Source organism: Paraburkholderia aromaticivorans (genome assembly GCF_002278075.1).
In the GTDB taxonomy this organism is placed as follows: Bacteria; Pseudomonadota; Gammaproteobacteria; order Burkholderiales; family Burkholderiaceae; genus Paraburkholderia; species Paraburkholderia aromaticivorans.
The window spans coordinates 355509-374356 of the sequence record NZ_CP022990.1; the positions used below are offsets into that span (position 1 = coordinate 355509).

Annotated in this window: 18 protein-coding genes; 14 read left to right on the forward strand and 4 right to left on the reverse strand. The window is 63.4% G+C overall.

Annotated elements, in window-relative coordinates; translation table 11 throughout:
* The first annotated feature begins 215 nt into the window (after window positions 1–215).
* From CJU94_RS21355 to cysS, 6 genes are all read left to right on the forward strand, one after another.
* A complete protein-coding gene (locus CJU94_RS21355) occupies window positions 216–1772 on the forward strand; it encodes a complex I subunit 4 family protein (RefSeq protein WP_095422727.1) in 1557 nt (518 codons plus the stop codon).
* Between the two features lie 383 nt (window positions 1773–2155).
* Complete coding sequence (gene cyoA, locus CJU94_RS21360) at window positions 2156–3055, forward strand: ubiquinol oxidase subunit II (protein WP_095420706.1); 900 nt, start codon at window positions 2156–2158, stop codon at window positions 3053–3055.
* A 3-nt stretch (window positions 3056–3058) separates the two neighbouring features.
* On the forward strand, window positions 3059–5047 hold the full coding sequence (gene cyoB, locus CJU94_RS21365; RefSeq protein WP_095420707.1) for a cytochrome o ubiquinol oxidase subunit I: 1989 nt from the start codon (window positions 3059–3061) through the stop codon (window positions 5045–5047).
* Window positions 5047–5652, forward strand: coding sequence for a cytochrome o ubiquinol oxidase subunit III (cyoC, locus tag CJU94_RS21370; protein ID WP_095420708.1), 606 nt, complete (start codon window positions 5047–5049; stop codon window positions 5650–5652). The genes cyoB and cyoC overlap by 1 nt, the downstream gene beginning before the upstream one ends.
* Window positions 5653–5985 (forward strand): cytochrome o ubiquinol oxidase subunit IV, encoded by a 333-nt coding sequence (gene cyoD, locus CJU94_RS21375; RefSeq protein ID WP_095420709.1) that lies wholly within the window; start codon window positions 5653–5655, stop codon window positions 5983–5985.
* 320 nt (window positions 5986–6305) lie between these two features.
* Window positions 6306–7694: a cysteine--tRNA ligase gene (gene cysS, locus CJU94_RS21380; RefSeq protein ID WP_095420710.1), complete on the forward strand. Its 1389-nt coding sequence runs from the start codon at window positions 6306–6308 to the stop codon at window positions 7692–7694.
* A gap of 98 nt (window positions 7695–7792) precedes the next feature.
* Here cysS and CJU94_RS21385 read toward each other — a convergent pair whose 3' ends face one another.
* Window positions 7793–8041, reverse strand: coding sequence for a hypothetical protein (locus tag CJU94_RS21385; RefSeq protein WP_095420711.1), 249 nt, complete (start codon window positions 8039–8041; stop codon window positions 7793–7795).
* Window positions 8042–8304: 263 nt separating this feature from the next.
* Here CJU94_RS21385 and CJU94_RS21390 point away from each other — a divergent pair, with 263 nt between their 5' ends.
* Together CJU94_RS21390 and CJU94_RS21395 are read left to right on the forward strand one after the other, a co-directional pair.
* Window positions 8305–9720, forward strand: coding sequence for a transposase (locus CJU94_RS21390; RefSeq protein ID WP_095418279.1), 1416 nt, complete (start codon window positions 8305–8307; stop codon window positions 9718–9720).
* Between the two features lie 264 nt (window positions 9721–9984).
* Window positions 9985–10377, forward strand: a complete 393-nt coding sequence (locus tag CJU94_RS21395; protein WP_095420712.1) for a carboxymuconolactone decarboxylase family protein — start codon at window positions 9985–9987, stop codon at window positions 10375–10377.
* Between the two features lie 9 nt (window positions 10378–10386).
* Here CJU94_RS21395 and CJU94_RS21400 read toward each other — a convergent pair whose 3' ends face one another.
* From CJU94_RS21400 to CJU94_RS21410, 3 genes are all read right to left on the reverse strand, one after another.
* Window positions 10387–11079 (reverse strand): HAD family hydrolase, encoded by a 693-nt coding sequence (locus CJU94_RS21400; RefSeq protein WP_095420713.1) that lies wholly within the window; start codon window positions 11077–11079, stop codon window positions 10387–10389.
* A gap of 106 nt (window positions 11080–11185) precedes the next feature.
* Complete coding sequence (locus CJU94_RS21405) at window positions 11186–12628, reverse strand: cytochrome-c peroxidase (protein ID WP_095420714.1); 1443 nt, start codon at window positions 12626–12628, stop codon at window positions 11186–11188.
* Between the two features lie 203 nt (window positions 12629–12831).
* Window positions 12832–14616, reverse strand: a complete 1785-nt coding sequence (locus CJU94_RS21410; RefSeq protein WP_095420715.1) for a phospholipase C — start codon at window positions 14614–14616, stop codon at window positions 12832–12834.
* Window positions 14617–14690: 74 nt separating this feature from the next.
* Here CJU94_RS21410 and CJU94_RS40960 point away from each other — a divergent pair, with 74 nt between their 5' ends.
* The 6 genes from CJU94_RS40960 (at window position 14691) to CJU94_RS21435 (ending at window position 18844) form a co-directional block, all read left to right on the forward strand.
* Complete coding sequence (locus CJU94_RS40960; protein ID WP_157763796.1) at window positions 14691–15017, forward strand: hypothetical protein; 327 nt, start codon at window positions 14691–14693, stop codon at window positions 15015–15017.
* Window positions 15014–15334, forward strand: coding sequence for a YXWGXW repeat-containing protein (locus CJU94_RS21415; protein ID WP_095422728.1), 321 nt, complete (start codon window positions 15014–15016; stop codon window positions 15332–15334). Before CJU94_RS40960 ends, CJU94_RS21415 begins: the two co-directional genes overlap by 4 nt.
* A gap of 358 nt (window positions 15335–15692) precedes the next feature.
* Window positions 15693–16253 carry an RNA polymerase sigma factor gene (locus CJU94_RS21420; RefSeq protein WP_095420716.1) on the forward strand — a complete coding sequence of 187 codons (561 nt, stop codon included), beginning with the start codon at window positions 15693–15695 and terminating at the stop codon, window positions 16251–16253.
* Entirely contained in the window at window positions 16250–16675 is a 426-nt protein-coding gene (locus tag CJU94_RS21425) for a hypothetical protein (protein ID WP_095420717.1), read from the forward strand. Before CJU94_RS21420 ends, CJU94_RS21425 begins: the two co-directional genes overlap by 4 nt.
* Window positions 16672–17190 (forward strand): periplasmic heavy metal sensor, encoded by a 519-nt coding sequence (locus CJU94_RS21430; protein WP_095420718.1) that lies wholly within the window; start codon window positions 16672–16674, stop codon window positions 17188–17190. Before CJU94_RS21425 ends, CJU94_RS21430 begins: the two co-directional genes overlap by 4 nt.
* A 79-nt stretch (window positions 17191–17269) precedes the next feature.
* Entirely contained in the window at window positions 17270–18844 is a 1575-nt protein-coding gene (locus CJU94_RS21435; RefSeq protein WP_095420719.1) for a DUF1800 domain-containing protein, read from the forward strand.
* Window positions 18845–18848: the final 4 nt, after the last annotated feature.

Below are 18848 nucleotides of genomic sequence, written 5' to 3' on the forward strand. Positions count from 1 at the left end.
GCATTGCCAGCGGCGTTTGCGGGTTGTTGCGCTGCAAAAGTATTCTTATCTTGGTAATCTCCCACCCTCGGTCATTCGACTGCGGGTAAACGTGTAGCGGACAGCACCGCTTCGACGTCAATTTCAGCGAAACCAAGCCTACATATCCATTTCAATGCCTTGCATTCTGAAGGCGTTGAGACGGCGTTTTGTACTTCAAGTTTTTGACAGAGCACATGCCATTGCCTCTTCTTAGCCTTCTTATCTGGATCCCCATTGTCGCCGGCCTGGTCGTTTTGCGCGCCGGATCCGACGCGGCACGTGGTCGCACCCGGTGGCTCGCGCTCGCCGGCGCGGTGGCGGCTTTCCTGCCGGTGATTCCGCTGGTGTCGAATTTCCGCAACGACGTCACGTCGATGCAATTCGTCGAGAACGTCAGGTGGTCTCCCACGTTCGATATCGCCTGGCACCTGGGCGTGGATGGGATTTCGCTGTGGCTCGTCGCGCTGACCGCGCTTACCACGATCATCATCGTGGTCGCCTCGTGGGAGTCGATCACCGAGCGGACCGCCCAGTACTTCGGCGCGTTCCTGATGCTGTCGGGTTTCATGCAGGGCGTTTTCGCGTCGCTCGACGGCATGTTGTTCTTCATCTCGTTCGAAGCCACGCTGATTCCGCTCTATCTCCTGATCGGCACGTGGGGGCAATCGAACCGCTCGTATGCCGCGGTGAAGTTCTTCTTCGTGTCGTTCCTCGGCTCGCTGATGATGCTGATGTCGATGCTGTATCTGTACGGGCAGACGCATAGCTTCGACCTCGCGCTGTGGCGTGAGACGCACCTGGGCACCTGGCCGCAGGTCCTGATCTTCCTCGGCTTTCTCGCTGCGTTCGGCGTGAAGGTGCCGATGTGGCCGCTGCACACGTGGCTGCCGGACGTCCACCTCGACGGCCCGACCGGCGCGGCCGTGATGATCGGCATGCTGAAGCTGGGCGGCTACGGTCTGCTGCGCTTCGCGCTGCCGATCGCGCCGCAGGCCAGCCACTTCTTTGCGCCGATGATGATCACGCTGTCGCTGGTCGCGGTGATCTATGCGAGCCTGCTGGCGCTCGTGCAGACCGACATGCGCCGGCTGCTCGCGTATTCGACGGTCGCGCACATGGGCCTCGTCACGCTCGGCCTGTTCGTCTTCAACCGTATCGGCCAGGCCGGCGCGATCGTGCAGATGCTGTCGTACGGCGTGGTCTCCGGCGCCATGCTGCTGTGCACGGGCATGCTCTACGACCGCACGAAGACCGCATCGATCGCCGAGTACGGCGGTGTGGCCAACACCATGCCGCGCTTCGCTGCCTTCGTGATGCTGTTCTCGATGGCCAACATCGGGTTGCCGGGCACCTCGGGCTTTGTCGGCGAATTCATGGTGTTGATGGGGACGATTCGCTTCAATTTCTGGATCGGCGCAATCGCCGCTTCCACCTTGATTCTGAGCGCGGCTTACACGCTGTGGATGTATAAGCGCGTGATCTTCGGCGCGATCGCCAACGCGCGCGTGGCGAACCTCAAAGACCTCGGCAAGCGCGAGTTCGTGCTGCTCGGCGCGATGGCGGTGCTGGTGCTCGCGATCGGCATCAATCCGAAGCCGTTCACCGATGCGATCGATCCGTCGGTCGGCACGCTGCTGGCTCAATCGGAGCGCTCGGTTCATCCTTCGGACACCGTACCGGCTGACGGCGGCGAACGCCTGCAGGCGGCGGCGCCGGCACTCGTGGCAGCGAAAACCCGCTCGCCGGGCTGAGCGAGGCGGGAAATTGTGCGATCGCAGCATTCGCGACGCGAATGCTGCTCGGCCAACCCGTTTTTTTCCCTTCAGCATTCAGTCTCTTCGCATGCGTGATGCGCGACGTGTCCATTCAGGTCACGTCGCGTTTTAGCGCTTGTTTGAAAGGATTTTGTGATCTTCGCATGGTCCCGATGCTCTGCAATGGAGCATTATTCGCGCGCACCCGCGCGCACCCGCGCGCACACATGCGGCAACGTGTCGCACGGTGCTGCGACGCAATAGATCGTTGCAAAAACGAGGGTTTATTCCGGCCAAACGTCCCACTATTATGCGAGCGCTTACTATTGGGAGAGCGGTCGAATGACGTTCGTTGAAGTCGTAAAAAAGAGGCAATGCTTATGAAAGGAAAGACTCTGCGAGGGTCGATAAGTTTCCTTTCCGCCGGCCTCGTGTTGTTGCTCTCGGGTTGCAGCAACCTCGATATTCTGAATCCGAAAGGGAGTGTGGGTCTGGCGGAACGCGAGCTGATCGCGACGTCCACCTGGGCCATGCTGATCGTGGTCGTGCCGGTGATCGCACTCACGCTGCTGTTCGCGTGGCGTTACCGCGCGTCGAACAAAAGCGCGGATTACCGTCCGGGCTGGGTGCATTCGACCGGTATCGAAATCGCCATCTGGACGATTCCGACGCTGATCATTCTGTTCCTCGCCGTGTTGACGTGGAAGACCACGCACGAACTCGACCCGTACAAGCCGCTCGAGTCGAACGTGAAGCCGATCAACGTCGAAGTCGTCGCGCTCGACTGGAAGTGGCTGTTCATCTATCCGGATCTCGGCATTGCGTCGGTGAACCAGTTGGCGTTCCCGGTCGGCACGCCGGTGAACTTCGTGATCACGTCGGACACGGTGATGAACTCGTTCTTCATCCCGCAACTCGGCGGCCAGATCTACGCGATGGCGGGCATGCAAACGCGTCTGCATCTGATCGCGGACGAAGCCGGCGACTACGCGGGCACCGCGGCGAACTTCAGCGGCAAGGGTTTCTCGGACATGAAATTCCGCGCGCTTGCCACGACGCCTGAAGGATTCAACGCGTGGGTTGCGAAAGTGCGCGCTTCGTCGGACAACCTCAGCATGGACCGTTACCACACGGTATCCGCGCCGACCGAGAAGGAGCCGGTGCGCTACTTCTCGACGGTCGATCCGAAGCTCTTTCACAACATTATTGCCCGATACAACAACGGTAACGTCCTCGACAACATGAAGGACGCCAACTGTGCGCCAAAGGGTAAGGGGTAACGCATGTTCGGTAAACTCTCACTAGACTCGATTCCGTACCACGAGCCGATCATCATGGTGACGGCCGTGATGATCGCCCTCGGCGGTGCGACGGTGCTGGGTCTGATCACCTATTTCGGCAAGTGGCGCTATCTGTGGACCGAGTGGCTCACGTCGGTGGACCACAAGAAGCTTGGCGTGATGTACATCGTGGTCGCGCTGATCATGCTGTTCCGCGGCTTTGCTGACGCGATCATGATGCGTCTGCAACAGGCGCTCGCCTATGCGAACCCGGGCTACCTGCCGCCGCATCACTACGATCAGGTGTTTACGGCGCATGGCGTCATCATGATTTTCTTCATGGCGATGGCCTTCATGATCGGCTTGATGAACATCATCGTGCCGCTGCAGATCGGCGCACGTGACGTGGCGTTCCCGTTCATCAATTCGCTGAGCTTCTGGATGACCGCGGTCAGCGCGATCCTGATCAACATTTCGCTGGTGATCGGTGAATTCGCGCAAACCGGCTGGCTGGCCTATCCGCCGCTCTCGGAGCTGCAGTTCAGTCCGGGTGTCGGGGTCGACTATTACCTGTGGAGCTTGCAGCTCTCAGGTATCGGCACCTTGCTGACCGGCGTGAACTTCTTCGCGACTATCGTGAAGATGCGCGCACCGGGCATGACGTTCATGAAGATGCCGGTGTTCACGTGGACCGCGCTTTGCACCAACGTGCTAATCATGGCGTCGTTCCCGATCCTGACCGTGACGCTCGCGTTGCTGGGTCTGGACCGCTACCTCGGCATGCACTTCTTCACCAACGACGCGGGCGGCAACGCCATGATGTACCTGAACCTGATCTGGGCATGGGGTCACCCCGAGGTGTACATCCTGATCCTGCCGGCGTTCGGTATCTTCTCGGAAGTCGTGGCGACCTTCGCCAAGAAGCCGCTGTTCGGCTACAAGACGATGGTCTGGGCGACCTGCGCGATCATGGTGCTGTCGTTCCTCGTCTGGCTGCACCACTTCTTCACGATGGGTTCGGGCGCGGACGTGAATGCGTTCTTCGGCATCGCGACGATGGTGATTGCGATTCCGACCGGCGTGAAAGTGTTCAACTGGCTGTTTACGATCTACAAGGGCCGTCTGGAATTCACCACGCCGATCCTGTGGACGATCGGTTTCATGATCACCTTCACGATCGGCGGCATGACCGGCGTGATGATGGCGATTCCGGGCGCGGACTTCGTGCTGCACAACAGCCTGTTCCTGATCGCTCACTTCCACAACGTGATCATCGGCGGTGTGCTGTTCGGTTATCTGGCCGGTTTCAACTACTGGTTCCCGAAGGCATTCGGTTTCAAGCTGAACGAAAAGCTCGGCAAGGCGGCGTTCTGGTTCTGGCAGATCGGCTTCTGGCTGGCGTTCACTCCGCTGTACGTGCTGGGCTTCATGGGCATGACGCGCCGTCTGAATCACTACGACAATCCGGCGTGGCATCCGTGGCTGATCGCGGCCGCGTTCGGCGCGGGCCTGATCGCCATTGGTATCGCCTGTCAGTTGCTGCAACTGTACGTGAGCGTTCGCGACCGCAATCTGCCGGGCAATCGCGACGTGTCGGGCGATCCGTGGAATGGCCATACGCTGGAATGGGCGACGAGCTCGCCACCGCCGGTGTACAACTTCGCGATCATCCCGACGGTGCGCAAGCTCGACGCGTTCACCGACATGAAGTCGCGCAAGGATAAGCAGGCACAACCGGTGTATCGCGACATTCACATGCCGTCGAACACGTCGGCGGGTCTGCTGGTGGGCTTGTTCTCGCTGGTGCTCGGCTTTGCCAGTGTCTGGCACATCTGGTGGCTGGCGATCGTCGGACTGGTGGGTGCGGTCGGCACGGTGATCGTCTATAGCTTTATGGACAACGACGGCTATTACATCCCGGCCGACACGGTCGCGCTGATCGAAGAAAAGCGCAGCGGAACGGGTGCCCAGGTCGCGTTGGAGGTGGACTGATGTTACAGAAGACTATTGCGGTCCAGCCGCATCTCGCGCCGGATCATGTGCCGTCGCAATCGGTATTCGGTTTCTGGCTGTATCTAATGACCGACTGCATCATCTTCGCGGCGCTGTTTGCGGTGTTCGCGGTGATGGGCCACCAGTTCGCGGGCGGCCCGAGCGGCAAGGATCTGTTCGAGATTCCGGGTGTCGCGCTCGAAACCACGATGCTGCTGCTGAGCAGCATCACGTACGGCTTCGCGATGCTGGGCGCGCACAAGAACAGGAAGGGCGTGCTGCTGTTCTGGCTCGGCGTGACGTTCCTGCTCGGCCTCGCGTTTCTCGTGCTGGAAATGCGCGAGTTCTCGCACCTCATCGCCGAAGGCGCCGGCCCGAGCCGTAGCGCGTTCCTGTCGTCGTTCTTTACGCTGGTCGGCACGCACGGTTTGCACGTCACGTGCGGCCTGATCTGGATGGTGGTGCTCGCCGTCCAGGTCATGGGCCATCGCGACCTGACCGAACGCGACATGATTCGCCTCACGTGCCTGAGCCTTTTCTGGCACTTTCTGGACGTCGTGTGGATCGGCGTCTTCACCTTTGTCTATCTTGCGAGCGTGATCTAAATGGACCATAGCCATAACGCACACGCAGGCGAAAGTCACGGCAGCATCGGCAGCTATACGACCGGCTTCATTCTCTCCGTGGTGCTGACCGTCGCGGCTTTCGGCCTCGTCATGACGGGGAAGTTGACCGGCGAGCACGCGTTGTTCGCGATCGCGGGACTCGCGTTCGTACAGATCCTCGTGCACCTGGTGTTCTTCCTGCACATGAACACGTCGTCCGCGCAGCGCTGGAATGTGATGGCGTTTGCCTTCACGGTGCTCACCGCGGTCATCGTGATCGGCGGCACGTTGTGGGTCATGCATAACGTCAGCATGCACATGATGTCCCGCTAGACGGGCACCCGGCCGAGCATCGCGAAACCCCGCAAGGCGAAAGTCTTGCGGGGTTTTTCCGTGGCGAGCTCAAGCGTGCCATCCGTGCGAGCGCTCCGGGCGATTGACCGAACCCGGCAAGCCGCGTTAGCATCGTTTCCATGACCGCTCCCATCCTTTCCCGTCCGCATTCTTTGCGCGCATGCTGTTACTGCCTGCCGAGGGGAGCTTGCGTCTAGCGAGTCGATCTGCACACTCCGTCTCCCCGAGGCCACCCGTCACACGACCGGTGGCCTTTTTGCTTTTCAACGCGTTTGAACGCCCAGTGCCGGAGAAAACCCATGCCGCTTCGCCTGTACGACACCTGGTCGCGCGCCGTGCGCGAATTCACGCCGCTCGATCCCGACCATGTGGGCTTGTATTGCTGCGGCCCGACCGTGTACGACCATGCGCATATCGGCAATCTCCGAACCTACGTGTTCGAAGACGTGCTGCGGCGCGCGTTGACGCTCGACGGCTATACGGTCAGACATGTGGTGAACATCACCGACGTCGGCCATCTGGTCTCCGATGCGGACGAAGGCGAAGACAAGATGGAGAAGGGTAGCCGGCGCACCGGCGAGTCGGCCTGGACGATCGCCGGGCGGTACACGGCGGCGTTCATCAACGACTGGCGCGCGCTCAATCTGCTGGAACCTGCCGTCTGGTGCCGCGCGACCGACCACATCGCCGAACAGATCGACTTTGTGGCGGACCTCGAACGCAACGGCTACACGTACCGCACGGCCGACGGCATCTATTTCGACACGAGCCGCCAAGACGACTACGGCTATCTGGCGCGGCTCGACGTGGCGGGTTTGCAGGCGGGCAAACGAGTCGCCGCTGGCGAGAAGCGCAACGTCACCGACTTCGCGCTGTGGAAGTTCAGTCCGCCCGGCGTCGCCCGGCAAATGGAGTGGGAGAGTCCTTGGGGGCGCGGCTTTCCCGGCTGGCATATCGAATGTTCGGCGATGTCGGCGAAGTATCTGGGCCCCTGGTTCGACATTCATTGCGGCGGCGAAGACCATATTCCCGTGCATCACAGCAACGAGATCGCGCAGACTCAGGCCCGCCACGACACGCGCCTCGCCAACTTCTGGATGCACGGCCACTTCCTTTTGCTGGATGCCGGCAGGATGTCGAAGTCGAGCGGCGAGTTCGTGCGCTTGCAGACGCTGATCGAGCGCGGCTACGATCCGCTCGCGTATCGCTATTTATGCCTTGGGGCGCATTACCGCAGCAGCCTGCGTTTCAGCGAGGCCGCGCTGGATGCCGCGCAATCCGCGCTGGACCGTTTGCGCAGAACCTATGTGCAATGGCCGCAAGGCGGCACGCCGGACGCGCAAAGCGTGGCGCGTTTCAAGGCCGAGATCGATCAGGACCTGAACGTGCCGCGCGCGCTCGCGGTGTTGTGGGACGTGGTGAGGAGCGACTTGCCGGCGGCGACGCGAAGGGCCAGCGTCGATTGCTTCGATGCCGTGCTCGGACTGGGTCTCGCCGATTGGCAAGCTGACGACTCATCCGTGATTCCCGCGGACATCGCGGCCTTGGCGGACGAGCGCGAAAAAGCACGCGCGGCGCAGCAATGGATCGAAGCGGACCGTTTGCGTGACGTGCTGACGGCTGCCGGCTGGCTGGTGGAAGACAGCGCCAGCGGCCAGATACTGCGGCAACGGGACAGGATCCGGTAGCGCGACAGGCGGCGTGGCGAACGGCGCTCAGACTCGCGCGCTCCGCCACGCCGCGGCGCGGACAGGCCACGCCGTTGCCATCTGGCCGGGCGGGTGCATTACAGCGGCACCACGGTCGGTTCCGGGTGCGACGGCATGTTGCCAAACGGGAAGTAGACCGGTCCGCAACCGGGATGAACCGGCGGACACGGAATCCAGCCGCGCCGCACGAGCACCGGTTCCAATCCGCCGGGGCAAGCGGAGGGTGCTTCACGTGTCAGATGGGCAATGCCGCCGCGAACGGATAGCGACGCCGCGCGGTCGAGTTCGTCGATGCGGGCCAGGTCTTTGAGGACGAGCGTTTTCATGGTGAATCTCCAACGGAGTGAGTGGATCGAGGAGCGCGGAAATGGCCGCACTCGAGCCAATCACGTGCACACACCGTGCCATCGGCGGCCTAGCGGCGTGCCGCGTGCTTCTCTGCGTGCTTCTCCGCGTTTTTCCGGGGCACGTGTGATGGAGACTGGCCAACGGCGCATAGTCCGGTGTCGGCCGATTCTGTTGAAAAAGTCGGCGGCGATGCGGAATGTTGGGTATCCTGGAAGACATCAAACGACGGGAGCGAATCGTCATGATGGGTCGACTGGATAGCGGACAGGACAAGCTCTTCTACTCGTTCAACCTCGATAACCACGTCCCGCAATCGCACCTGTTGAGAGGCATCGATCGCTTCCTTGATCTGCGAGATCTGCGCCGACACCTCGCGCCGTTCTACAGCCCGATGGGTCGGCCATCGATTGACCCGGAGCTCATGATTCGCATGTTGATCGTGGGTTACTGCTTTGGCATCCGGTCCGAGCGACGTCTATGCGAAGAGGTGCATCTGAACCTCGCATACCGGTGGTTCTGCCGCCTGGGTCTGGAAGACGCCGTACCGGAACACTCGACGTTCTCAAAGAACCGTCACGGTCGCTTTCGCGATAGCGACCTGTTGCGCCACGTATTCGAATCTGTGCTGAGTCGTTGCATGGCCGAGGGCCTCGTCAAGGGCGAGGGATTCGCCATTGACGCAAGCATCATCAAGGCGGACGCGAGTCCTGCTCGCGGAGTGCCGGGAACCGAGCCTATCGACTGGGGACGTGCCGACGGCCAGAGCCGCGCTGTGCGGGAATATCTTGAGGCACTGGAGCAAGCCAATCCGGTGGCCGCAGATACGTCCGAGCCAGCATCGTCTTCGGCACCTCCAAAGAAGATATCCCTGACTGATCCTGCTGCACGATGGACGGCCGCTCCGGGCGGTCCTGCGTTCTTTGCCTACTCGACGAATTACCTGATCGATCTGCAGGCAGGGATCATTGTGGATGTTGAAGCGACGCCGGCGAACCGGTCACAAGAGGTCGAATCAACCAGGACAATGATCGATCGTGTTCAACACCAACGGGACCTGAAGCCTCGCCGACTGGTAGGTGACACCGCATACGGCACAGCAGCACTGCTTGGCTGGATGGTTGAAGAGAAACAAATTGAGCCGCACGTTTCAGTCTGGGATAAAACAGAGCGCAAGGACAATACATTCTCTCGTAGCGAATTCATCTGGGATGAAGAGGCCAACGAGTATCGATGTCCTGCAGGGAACGCGCTGCGCTGCGACTGGCGTCCACTGAAGAATCCACGCACGCACATCACGAAAGCCGACACTATCGTGTATCGATCGAGCGAAAAGAACTGCAACCGATGTTCGATTAAGAATCAATGCTGCCCGAATATGTCGTTTCGCAAAATCACGCGCAGCATCCATGAAGCCGCCCGCGATGAGGCTCGACGCATCGCGGCAACCCCCGAATACAAACAGTCGCGCCGGCAGCGAAAGAAGGTGGAAATGCTCTTCGCTCACCTCAAGCGCATTCTCAAACTTGATCGCTTGCGACTGCGTGGTCCAAGCGGTGCCCATGATGAGTTTCTGATGGCAGCAACTGCGCAAAATCTGCGAAGAATGGCCAAGTGGCTCACGCCTGAAGGTAAGCAGGCAAACCAGGCAGCTACATGACGAGAAACGGGGGGCGTCGCACGTTGCAAGACCGCCGCCTCGCTGAACTCCCCAACTCGAAACTTACTGCCGAAGCCCGGGACCCAAACCAAAACACGACTTTTTCAACAGAATCGGCCATTCGCCGACAGCCGTGTGTCCTGCATGCGGGCGTGACGCTCGCCGGAAATCGCGGCACAAATCACGGCACAATAGACCTCCACATGAACCGTGCGTATTGCGCGCACAGTTCGCCGATTCTCGTCAGCCAAGTAAGGGGAACCCATGAGCCAGCTCAAAGCCGTCGAGTATTGCGCGGCGTCGCCCGAAGTCAGAGCCGTCTACGACGATATCAAGCAGACCCGTCAGGTCGACGACGTCAACAACTTCTGGAAGTACATCGCCCAGCATCCGCCCACGCTCGCGCGCACATGGGACAGTCTGAAGGAGGTGATGGCGCCCGGCGCGCTCGACCCGTTGATCAAGGAACTCCTCTACGTTGCGGTGAGCGTGACGAATAACTGCGGCTACTGCGTGGCGAGCCACACCGCGGCCGCGCGCCGCGCCGGCATGACCGACGAGATGTTCGGCGAATTGCTCGCGGTAGTGGGCATGGCCAACGAGACAAACCGGCTCGCGGTAGGGTATCGCGTGCCGATCGATCCGGCGTTCGAATAGCCGCCGCGGTCAGCGCAAGACGCTGCGCCATCCCGCCAGCAATGCCGGCAGCTCGGCCATGTCCCTGAACACGTGCACGGCGCCCGCGCCGTGCAACGCGGTCGCGCTGCTGTGGCCGAGTTCGAGCGGACAATAGCCGAACACCGTGGCACCCGCGGCAACGCCCGCCGTCGCGCCCGTGACGGTATCTTCGACCACGGCGCAGCGTGCCGGGTCCACGCCGAGACCCGCGGCCGCGGCGAGGTAGACGTCGGGATAGGGCTTGCTGCGGGGCGTTTCGTGGCCGCTGAAGATGCGGCCTTCGAAGCAGTCGAGTATGCCGGCCTTCACGAGTTGCAATTCGACCTTGATCCGGTCGGCGCCGGATGCGACGGCGATGCGTCCACTCAGCGACGCATGCAATTCGCGCACCGCCGAAGGCGCGCCGGGAATCGCGCTCAGTTCGAGATCCAGCGCCGCATTGCGGCGCGCGCGAAACTGCATGAGCCAGTCTGTCGTGATCGCGAAGCCTGTGCGCGCTTCGATCAGCGCCGCTTCGTCCCGGACCGCCTTGCCGACGAAAATGCGCATCGTCTCTTCGACGCTCAACTGCCAGCCGAGCTCGCCGAGCATGTCGGTGAGCACGCGGTTGGTGATGGGTTCGGAGTCGACGAGCACGCCGTCGCAGTCGAAGAGTACGGCGTCGAAGGGAAAATCGGCCATCGGGCAGGGTACGGATAGAGGTCGCGGAACCGGCAAGGATACCTCACCGGCTCGCCCGCCGCAGCGCAAAGACGGTGGTGGCAGCCTTTGCCGCAAGGCTGCGACTTCAGTCCCGATAGCCGTCGCTCAACGTCTTCATGAACGCGATGATGTCCGCGATGTCCTGATCGGTCATGACCGGCTGGTCGCCGAACTTGCGGTCGAACGGTGCATCGGCGACGTCCACGTTCGCGTGATACTGAGGCGGCAGGTCGTTGTACTTCTGCACCTTGCCCGACGCATCGCGCGGATAGATTTTCTCGGGCGACGTATTGCGCAGGTTGTAGAAGTCCATCACCTGCGTCAGGTCGTGATACACGCCGTTGTGGAAAAACATCTTGCGTTCAGCCACATTGCGCAGCGTCGGCGTCAGGAACATGCCGCAGTACTGCGTCTGTTTGGCGAGATCGCTGCGAAACGGTCCGCATACGCCCATATCGAAGAACTTCGGATCCCGGTTGGCGGGAATCGCCGGATTGCGCGGCACGCCGAGCGCTTCGTACTGCGTGTCCGTAAACACCGGCGGCAAGCCGTCCTTGCCCGGCTGGCTCAAATGGCAGCCGGCGCAGTTCGCCTTGTCCTTGTCGTTGAACAGCTGCAAGCCGTGCAGTTCGGCATGGGTCAGGCGGGCCTTGCCTTCGAGCCAGTAGTCGTACTTGCTGGTGAAAGCATGAAACGACGGATCCTCGATCTGATAGCGCCCAACGGCGAACATCGCCTCGGAAATCAACAGGCTCGGATTGCCGGCAATGCCCGGCCCGAAGATCTGCTTGAATTGATCCAGATAGCGGGTGGCGAGCAGCTTGCGAGCAACGTCTTCCGGCGTCGCGTTGGCCATTTCCACCGGATTGGTCAGCGGACCGATTGCCTGGTCCTGCAAAGTATCGGCGCGGCCGTCCCAGAACAGGCCGCCTTGCGGCACCATGGCCGGCGCGGCAGGCGCGGCCAGCGCCGTTTTCTGTGCGCGTTGCACGCCGGCTGCCTGCGTGGCCAGTTGGGTCATATCCACCGGCACGTCGGTGTCGCCCTGGTCCGGGCCGATGCTGAACGGCGCCTGCCGGTACAGATACGTGAGCGACGGCGGAGGACGATACCCGGCCTGATTCATGTGCGCGCCACCCAGCTGCACCGGGAACGCGTTATCCGGCCCATAGGCGTGCTGTGGCGAGTGGCACGACGCACACGACTGCATGCCGGAGGCCGACAGGCTCTGGTCGAAGAAAATCTGCTTGCCGAGCAGCGCCACGGCGCTCAGCGGCGCGTTCTGTGGACGCATCAACTGCACCGGATGCGGATTCGCGCCGGTGATTTCTTCCACGATGGCGCCGACCGCGGGCGGCATGCGCTCCGGGTACACGAGCGCATACGCACAGTAGATGGCAAATGCGAGCGCGATGCCGGCCACGCTCCACGCAAGCAGCCGGAGCCGCGAGCGGCGGGTAAGCACAGGGCTGGGCTCGCCGCCCGCGGGCCTATGCGGTGGCAGGGCGGCGTCTGAAGGATGATTCATGGCGGTGGTAATGACAGGCAATTCGATCGGGTGCGGTAAAAAGCAGAATCGAGCCAGCACGTTTGCACTGGCTCGATGCGCGACTACGACGCGGCGTGCGTCACGCTCTCCACCGGGCGCCGCCGCGCGGCGTGGGGCACGCGTTGGGTGCGTGCCTCATGCGACGGCAGGCGCACGAGAAGAGCGCCCGGCACGTCCGCGCATCAGCTCGCCGGCGCGGCGGCCAGCTTCGTGCCCAGGTTCTGGTCCAGGAACAGCGTCGGATTGTTGCCGGAGCCCGAGAAGTCGAACATGTTCATGATGCTGCCGGCCGTCGCGTCGAACGAACCGCGGCCGAGGCGCTGACCGCCGAGCCAGTTGTCCTCGATGAAACGCACCACGGAGGCCTGGGTGATCGGCGTATCGTCGACGAAGTTGACCTTCGCCCACGGCGACACCACGATGAACGGCGTACGCGTTCCCGGGCCGCAACGGCCGTTCACCGCGCCGCCGTTCACGCCTTGCGGCTGCACCGCACCCGCCGCCGTGCACTGACCCACGCCGCTCAGGTTGTCGCTGCCCGCCACCGTCTTGCCGCCCGCGGATTGCGCCGTGGTCGAATCGAACGATGCGCTCGTCGGCGCCTTGAAGCGGTGGTCGTACCAGCCGTCCGAATCGTCGTAGGCGATGATCACGGCGGTGTTCTTCCAGTCAGGCTGCTGTTGCAGGAAGTTCAGCACCTTCGTGACGAAGGCCTGTTCGTCGATCGGATCCGAGTTGCCCGGATGGCCGTCGCCCACGGCCGGCGCCTTCAGGAAGCTCACCGACGGATAATTGCCCGCCTTCACCGCGGCAAAGAAGTCGTCGGTGTCGTACTGGTGGTGCACCGGCGTTGCCGTGTTGTCGAGCGGATCCGTATAGCCGATCACAGCGGCCGACGACGGACGCGTATGCGCGAGGTTGGCCGTGCTCGCGTAATACTGGAACCACGCGTGATGCTGCACGTAGTCGGCCTTGGTCGCGTTCAGCACTTGCGAGAAGGTCGAGCGCGCGCAGCCGGTCGTGCCGTTGGCGTTGACGGTCTGCAGGTTGAAGCCGCCCATGAAACCGCCCCACGTGAGGCCCTTTGCATTGAGCAGGTCGCCGATGTTCTGGTTGTTCGACGACATCGTGCCGGTCACCGTACTGCCCGCGGCGGTCGTGCAGACGTCGCCGGTCGGGTCGAGGTCGCCGACCATCGTGAAGCCGCCCGCCGCATCGGGAATCGCGTTGGCCGAGTTGCCGCCGCTCACGATGACGCCGTTGTTCTGTCCGGACACCACTTCGAGCGCACCCGGCGTCGACGGACCATAGGTATCCGTGTACGCGTTCTGGTTCATCGCGAAGTTCTGCGCGTAGTTCCACAGGGCCGTGACCGTGTTGCCGTCGAAGTAGCCGAGCACCTGGCCCTTCGTTGCGAACGCGCCCGTGCTGCCCGCAATGGTCGAACCCGCTGCGGTGAACAGCGGGAACGAGTCCATCGCGCCGTTGTTATACGCGAGCTGTTCCGCCGCGTACGCGTGGTTCTGACTCGACGTGTTGGCTTGCGAGCGATCCAGCCGGAACGGCAGCAGATCGGCGGCGGGCAGGCCGAGGCCGGCGATCGTCACGCTGCCGACCGTCCGGCCCGCCGTGTTCGGCGAAGTGGCGAGCGCGTTCGGGTTCGCCGTGATCAGATTGTTGCTGCTGAGGTTGTTGACCGTCGGCGTGCCCGCCGCCGCGGTGAATTGCGGTTCGCCGACCGGATTGCTGGCTTGCGGGTAAGTGGCGAAGTAGTGATCGAACGAAACGTTCTCGCCGAAAATCACCACCACATGCTTGATCGGCGTGGCCGTGGCCACGGCGTCCTGGGCCGATACGGTGGCGGCCGGCGTGGTGGCGGACGCCGGCGAGTTCACACTATTGTTGCCACAGGCTGCGAGCGTGAGCAGCGCAGCGAACGGGATGGGTAAAAGGGTTCTACGGAACATTTGGCAGGCTCCAGTTCGACTTCGCCGTTCAGCGTTTCCATCGGTGCACGTGTGGATCTTCGCTGGGGATATTGTTGGAAATGCTGCTGGTGCTAAGGGTCTTGCCGCGAAAACTGCGCGCATTTGACCATTCGATAATTAAGATTTCGGGGCGCGAACCTTACCGAAAACATCTGCTTTTATTCATTTGCATAACTTCCGCTGTCGTTCCGCTGACGCAGCATGGCGATGCGCGCAGGGCTGCGACGCTGCGTCTCGCGTCCCGGCGCGATTTTTCGCGCATCCTTCTCCCCTTTTTTCATTTTTCAGGTCGCGCGCAGCGACGGGTTTTTCCCGCTGCTGCGTTCAAGAAGAAACGAAGCCGTGTCCGGCTTCGGCTTTCATGGGAGAAATCAGCATGACATCCACCAAACCAGTTCGCCTTCTCAACTCCGTGCTAGCGGCCGCGCTGACGTGCGCCGCCACGCTCACGGCCGCGCCGGCCTTCGCGCAAGCGGTGATCGTCGCGCCGATGGCGCCGCCGCCGCCGCGCGTCGAAGTGGTGCCGGCGCCGCGCGTCGGCTATGTATGGGATGAAGGCCGCTGGCGTTGGGATCATGGCCGGTATGTCTGGGTGGGGGGCCACTGGCAGCCGGTGCGCGCCGGTTATCACTGGGTGCCGGGGCACTGGGTACAGCGCGGGCCCAACTGGCGTTGGATCGAAGGCCATTGGGCATGATCCGCGAGCGTTCCCGCGCACGGCATGGCTCGACGCGCGGCACGCGGCGCTTCCTTCTGAGGAGATCGCTATGAAGACGCTCGTGATAATGCTGCTGGCGGGTACGCTCGCCGGCTGCGTGGTGGTTGCGGCGCGGCCGGCCTACTATCGGCCGGCGGTCGTCGTATATTGACCGTGGCCGCGCAGGCAGGAGATGCCGTCCGCGCGGTACGGGTGCGCCGTTTCGGTGCGCGCACAACGATCCGTATGAGGTGGGTCAGCATGAGACGCATGGCCAGGAGCTGCGCCAGATGAGCAAGGTTCGCCCTGTGGCGGGCGCGAGGCGGCGCCATGAACGCGCGCCGGGGAGCGCCACGCCTTGAGCGAACGCGATCCGGATGCGGAACTGCTCGAACAGGTCGGCCGGCAGGATCCGGCCGCCGTCCGTTCGCTCGTCTCGCGCAAGCTGCCGCGACTGCTCGCGCTCGCCACGCGCATGCTGGGCGACCGCATGGAAGCGGAAGACGTGGCGCAGGAAGTGTTCGTGCGAATCTGGAAACAGGCATCGCGCTGGCGGGAAGGCGAGGCGAAATTCGACACGTGGATTCATCGCGTCGCGCTCAATCTCTGCTACGACCGGCTGCGGGGCCGGCGTGAAGAGCCCCACGGCGAGATGCCCGAGGAGATCGATCCCGCCGCGCTCCCCGAGGCGGGTCTCGAAGCGCGTGCCCAAGACCAGCGGGTTCGCGACGCGCTCGCCGCGTTGCCGCCACGGCAACGCGAAGCGCTCGTGCTCAACTACTACCAGGAGATGTCGAACATCGACGCGGCGGCCCTGATGGGCATCACCGTCGATGCGTTGGAAAGTCTGCTGGCCCGCGCGCGCCGCAATCTGCGCGCTCAACTGGCCGGCAGCGGCCTTAGCAAGGACAAGTCATGACGCCCGAAAGATTCCATCAGATCGTCGAGGCCTATGGCGCGGAGCCGCGCCGCTGGCCGCAAGCGGAGCGCGCGGCGGCGCAGGCGTGGGCGCGGGCGCATCGCGCCGAAGCCGAGCCGCTGCTGGCGCAGGCGGCCGGCATCGACGCATGGCTCGCCGCCGACAAGGTCGAGCCGCCGGCCGCGGCGCTGCTCGAACGCGTGCTGGACGCTGCGCCGGTGCGGCAGGCGGCGCCGCGGCGGCGCTGGTGGTGGTCGGGCGCGGCGGTCGCGGGCGTCGGACTGCTGGGCGGCGTGGCAGGCGCGTTTGCCGTCTCGTTCTTCGTTCTCACGGGAGCGGCGCAGCAGGTGCCGCCAATGCATGAGTCGTCTTATCTAACCTCGAGCTACGGTGGTTCGTCCACCGATTGGAGCGACGAATGAACGGCCGGTCGTGGAAAATCGTGCTCGTGGCCTCGCTGGTGCTGAACGTGTTTCTGGTGGGCGCGATCGTCGGCGGTGCTTATCAATGGTTCGCCGCGCGCGGCGCGGCGGCGCCGGTGCTGGCGCAACAGCACGCGCTGCGCTTCGCTGCGCAGACGCTGCCCGCCGAGCGTCAGAAGGCTTTCGCCGACAGCCTGAAGAACGGCCGCCGCGAGGGCCGGCAATACGCCCGCGAAGGGCGCGAAGGGCGCCGCGAAGTGTTGCGCCTGCTGGCGGCGCCGCAGTTCGATCGTGCGGCGCTGGACGCCGCGCTCGCCCGCACGCGCGACGCAGACAGCCATTTGCGCGCGCAAGTGGAAGGCAGTGTGGCGGATTTCGCGGCGACCTTGTCGCCCGAGGAGCGGGTTCGGTTCGCCGACAGCCTCAAGCTGCGTGGGCAGTGGCGCGAACCCCAGCCGGCAGCGAAGGCGGGTAAGCCGGAAAATCCGGCATCGAGCGAATCTTCGGGCGATTAGGAAGAAAAAAACCGGAGCGGGCGCGACGGATTGGCCTGCGGCAGCCGTTTAACGACTATCCAAAGCCGAAGAGGGTGGTATGGCCAACTCACCGAACCTGAACGCCGCGGCGATCGCACTGAACCGCTTCGGCCTGGGCGCGCGTGCCGACGATATGCCGCCCGCCGAGCCGAAAGGCTGGCTGCTCGCCCAATTTGAACGATACGAGGCGCGGCCGGCCGCGTGGGCGGGCCAGCCCGGCTCGGTGGCGCTGTCGACCCAACTGCTGCAACAGCGTGCGCAGTTCACCCAGCAGGCTCGCCAGAACGCGGGCGAGGGCGCGGCCATAGAATCCGCGAACGCGGGTAATGCGGGTAATGCGGGTAATGCGACACAGCCCGATACGCAAACCAACGCACCGACGAACGCTCAATCCGACCCACAAGGCCCGGCGCAAGCCAGCGCTCGAATTGCCAGGCAAGCCGAACGAAAAGCCCTGCGCGGCGAAATACTCGACCTGTACCGCTCATCCGTGAATGCACGGGTGACGAGTGCGTTGACCACGCAAACGCCGTTCGTCGAACGGCTGGTGCATTTCTGGGCCAACCATTTCGCGATATCCACCGAGAAGCCGGGCGTAGCGGCGTTGGCGGGCGCGTTCGAGGCCGAAGCGATTCGCCCGCACGTGCTGGGCCGCTTCGAAGACATGCTGACCGCCGTGGAACGTCATCCTGCGATGCAACTGTTTCTCGACCAGACGCGTTCGGTGGGACCGGACAGCATGGCGGCCATACGTGCCGCCCAGCGCGATCCGGATCGCAAGCGCGGCCTGAACGAAAACCTGGCGCGCGAGATCATGGAGCTGCACACGCTCGGCGCGCGCAGCGGCTACACCCAGGAGGACGTCACCGAGTTTGCCCGCGCGCTGACCGGCTGGAGTGTCGCCGGCAATCCGGCCAACGCGGCGAGCTCCGGCAATGCGGGCCGGCTGGCCCGGCAGCAGAACGCGGCGCCGGGCACGTTCGTGTTTCGCGCCGCGCTGCATGAGCCCGGTTCGCGGACCATCATGGGCCGGCGCTACGACCAGCCCGGTGAAGAACAGGCGCTCGCGATCCTGCATGACCTCGCGAGCGCACCGGCGACTGCGCAGCATATCGGCGGCAAGCTGGCCCGTCATTTCGTCGCCGATACGCTGCCGCCCGGCGTGAGCGAGCGGCTCGCCAGCGCGTTCGAGCGCAGCGGCGGCGATCTGCCGTCCGTGTACCGGGCGCTGATCGATCTGCCGCAAGCGTGGTCGCCCGCCGCCGTGAAGTTCAAGACGCCGTGGGAGTGGACCATTTCATCGATGCGCGGACTCGGCTGGCGCGAGCTCGGCAACCAGCAGGCGGCGCCCCTTCTCACTCAGCTCGGCCAGCCAGTGTGGCGGCCGGGCTCGCCGGCCGGTTACGACGACATCGCCGCGAGCTGGGCCGCGCCCGACGCGCTGGTGCGCCGGGTCGAAGTGGCCCAGCGTTTCGCCGCGCGCGTCGGCGACCGGCTCGACGCGCGCGCGCTCGGCCAGAGCTTGCTCGCCGGTTCGCTCAGCGCGCCGACGGCCGTCGCGGTATCGCGCGCCGAGAGTGCGTCCACGGCGATCGCGCTATTGCTGGTCTCGCCGGATTTTCAACGGAGATGAATCT

What these genes read in the sequence shown, in the direction of transcription:
- CJU94_RS21355 (WP_095422727.1), top strand. Translation starts at nt 216, where the DNA reads ATGCCATTGCCTCTTCTTAGCCTTCTTATCTGGATCCCCATTGTCGCC.
- cyoA (WP_095420706.1), top strand. Translation starts at nt 2,156, where the DNA reads ATGAAAGGAAAGACTCTGCGAGGGTCGATAAGTTTCCTTTCCGCCGGC.
- cyoB (WP_095420707.1), top strand. Translation starts at nt 3,059, where the DNA reads ATGTTCGGTAAACTCTCACTAGACTCGATTCCGTACCACGAGCCGATC.
- cyoC (WP_095420708.1), top strand. Translation starts at nt 5,047, where the DNA reads ATGTTACAGAAGACTATTGCGGTCCAGCCGCATCTCGCGCCGGATCAT.
- cyoD (WP_095420709.1), top strand. Translation starts at nt 5,653, where the DNA reads ATGGACCATAGCCATAACGCACACGCAGGCGAAAGTCACGGCAGCATC.
- cysS (WP_095420710.1), top strand. Translation starts at nt 6,306, where the DNA reads ATGCCGCTTCGCCTGTACGACACCTGGTCGCGCGCCGTGCGCGAATTC.
- CJU94_RS21385 (WP_095420711.1), bottom strand. Translation starts at nt 8,041, where the DNA reads ATGAAAACGCTCGTCCTCAAAGACCTGGCCCGCATCGACGAACTCGAC.
- CJU94_RS21390 (WP_095418279.1), top strand. Translation starts at nt 8,305, where the DNA reads ATGATGGGTCGACTGGATAGCGGACAGGACAAGCTCTTCTACTCGTTC.
- CJU94_RS21395 (WP_095420712.1), top strand. Translation starts at nt 9,985, where the DNA reads ATGAGCCAGCTCAAAGCCGTCGAGTATTGCGCGGCGTCGCCCGAAGTC.
- CJU94_RS21400 (WP_095420713.1), bottom strand. Translation starts at nt 11,079, where the DNA reads ATGGCCGATTTTCCCTTCGACGCCGTACTCTTCGACTGCGACGGCGTG.
- CJU94_RS21405 (WP_095420714.1), bottom strand. Translation starts at nt 12,628, where the DNA reads ATGAATCATCCTTCAGACGCCGCCCTGCCACCGCATAGGCCCGCGGGC.
- CJU94_RS21410 (WP_095420715.1), bottom strand. Translation starts at nt 14,616, where the DNA reads ATGTTCCGTAGAACCCTTTTACCCATCCCGTTCGCTGCGCTGCTCACG.
- CJU94_RS21415 (WP_095422728.1), top strand. Translation starts at nt 15,014, where the DNA reads ATGACATCCACCAAACCAGTTCGCCTTCTCAACTCCGTGCTAGCGGCC.
- CJU94_RS21425 (WP_095420717.1), top strand. Translation starts at nt 16,250, where the DNA reads ATGACGCCCGAAAGATTCCATCAGATCGTCGAGGCCTATGGCGCGGAG.
- CJU94_RS21430 (WP_095420718.1), top strand. Translation starts at nt 16,672, where the DNA reads ATGAACGGCCGGTCGTGGAAAATCGTGCTCGTGGCCTCGCTGGTGCTG.
- CJU94_RS21435 (WP_095420719.1), top strand. Translation starts at nt 17,270, where the DNA reads ATGGCCAACTCACCGAACCTGAACGCCGCGGCGATCGCACTGAACCGC.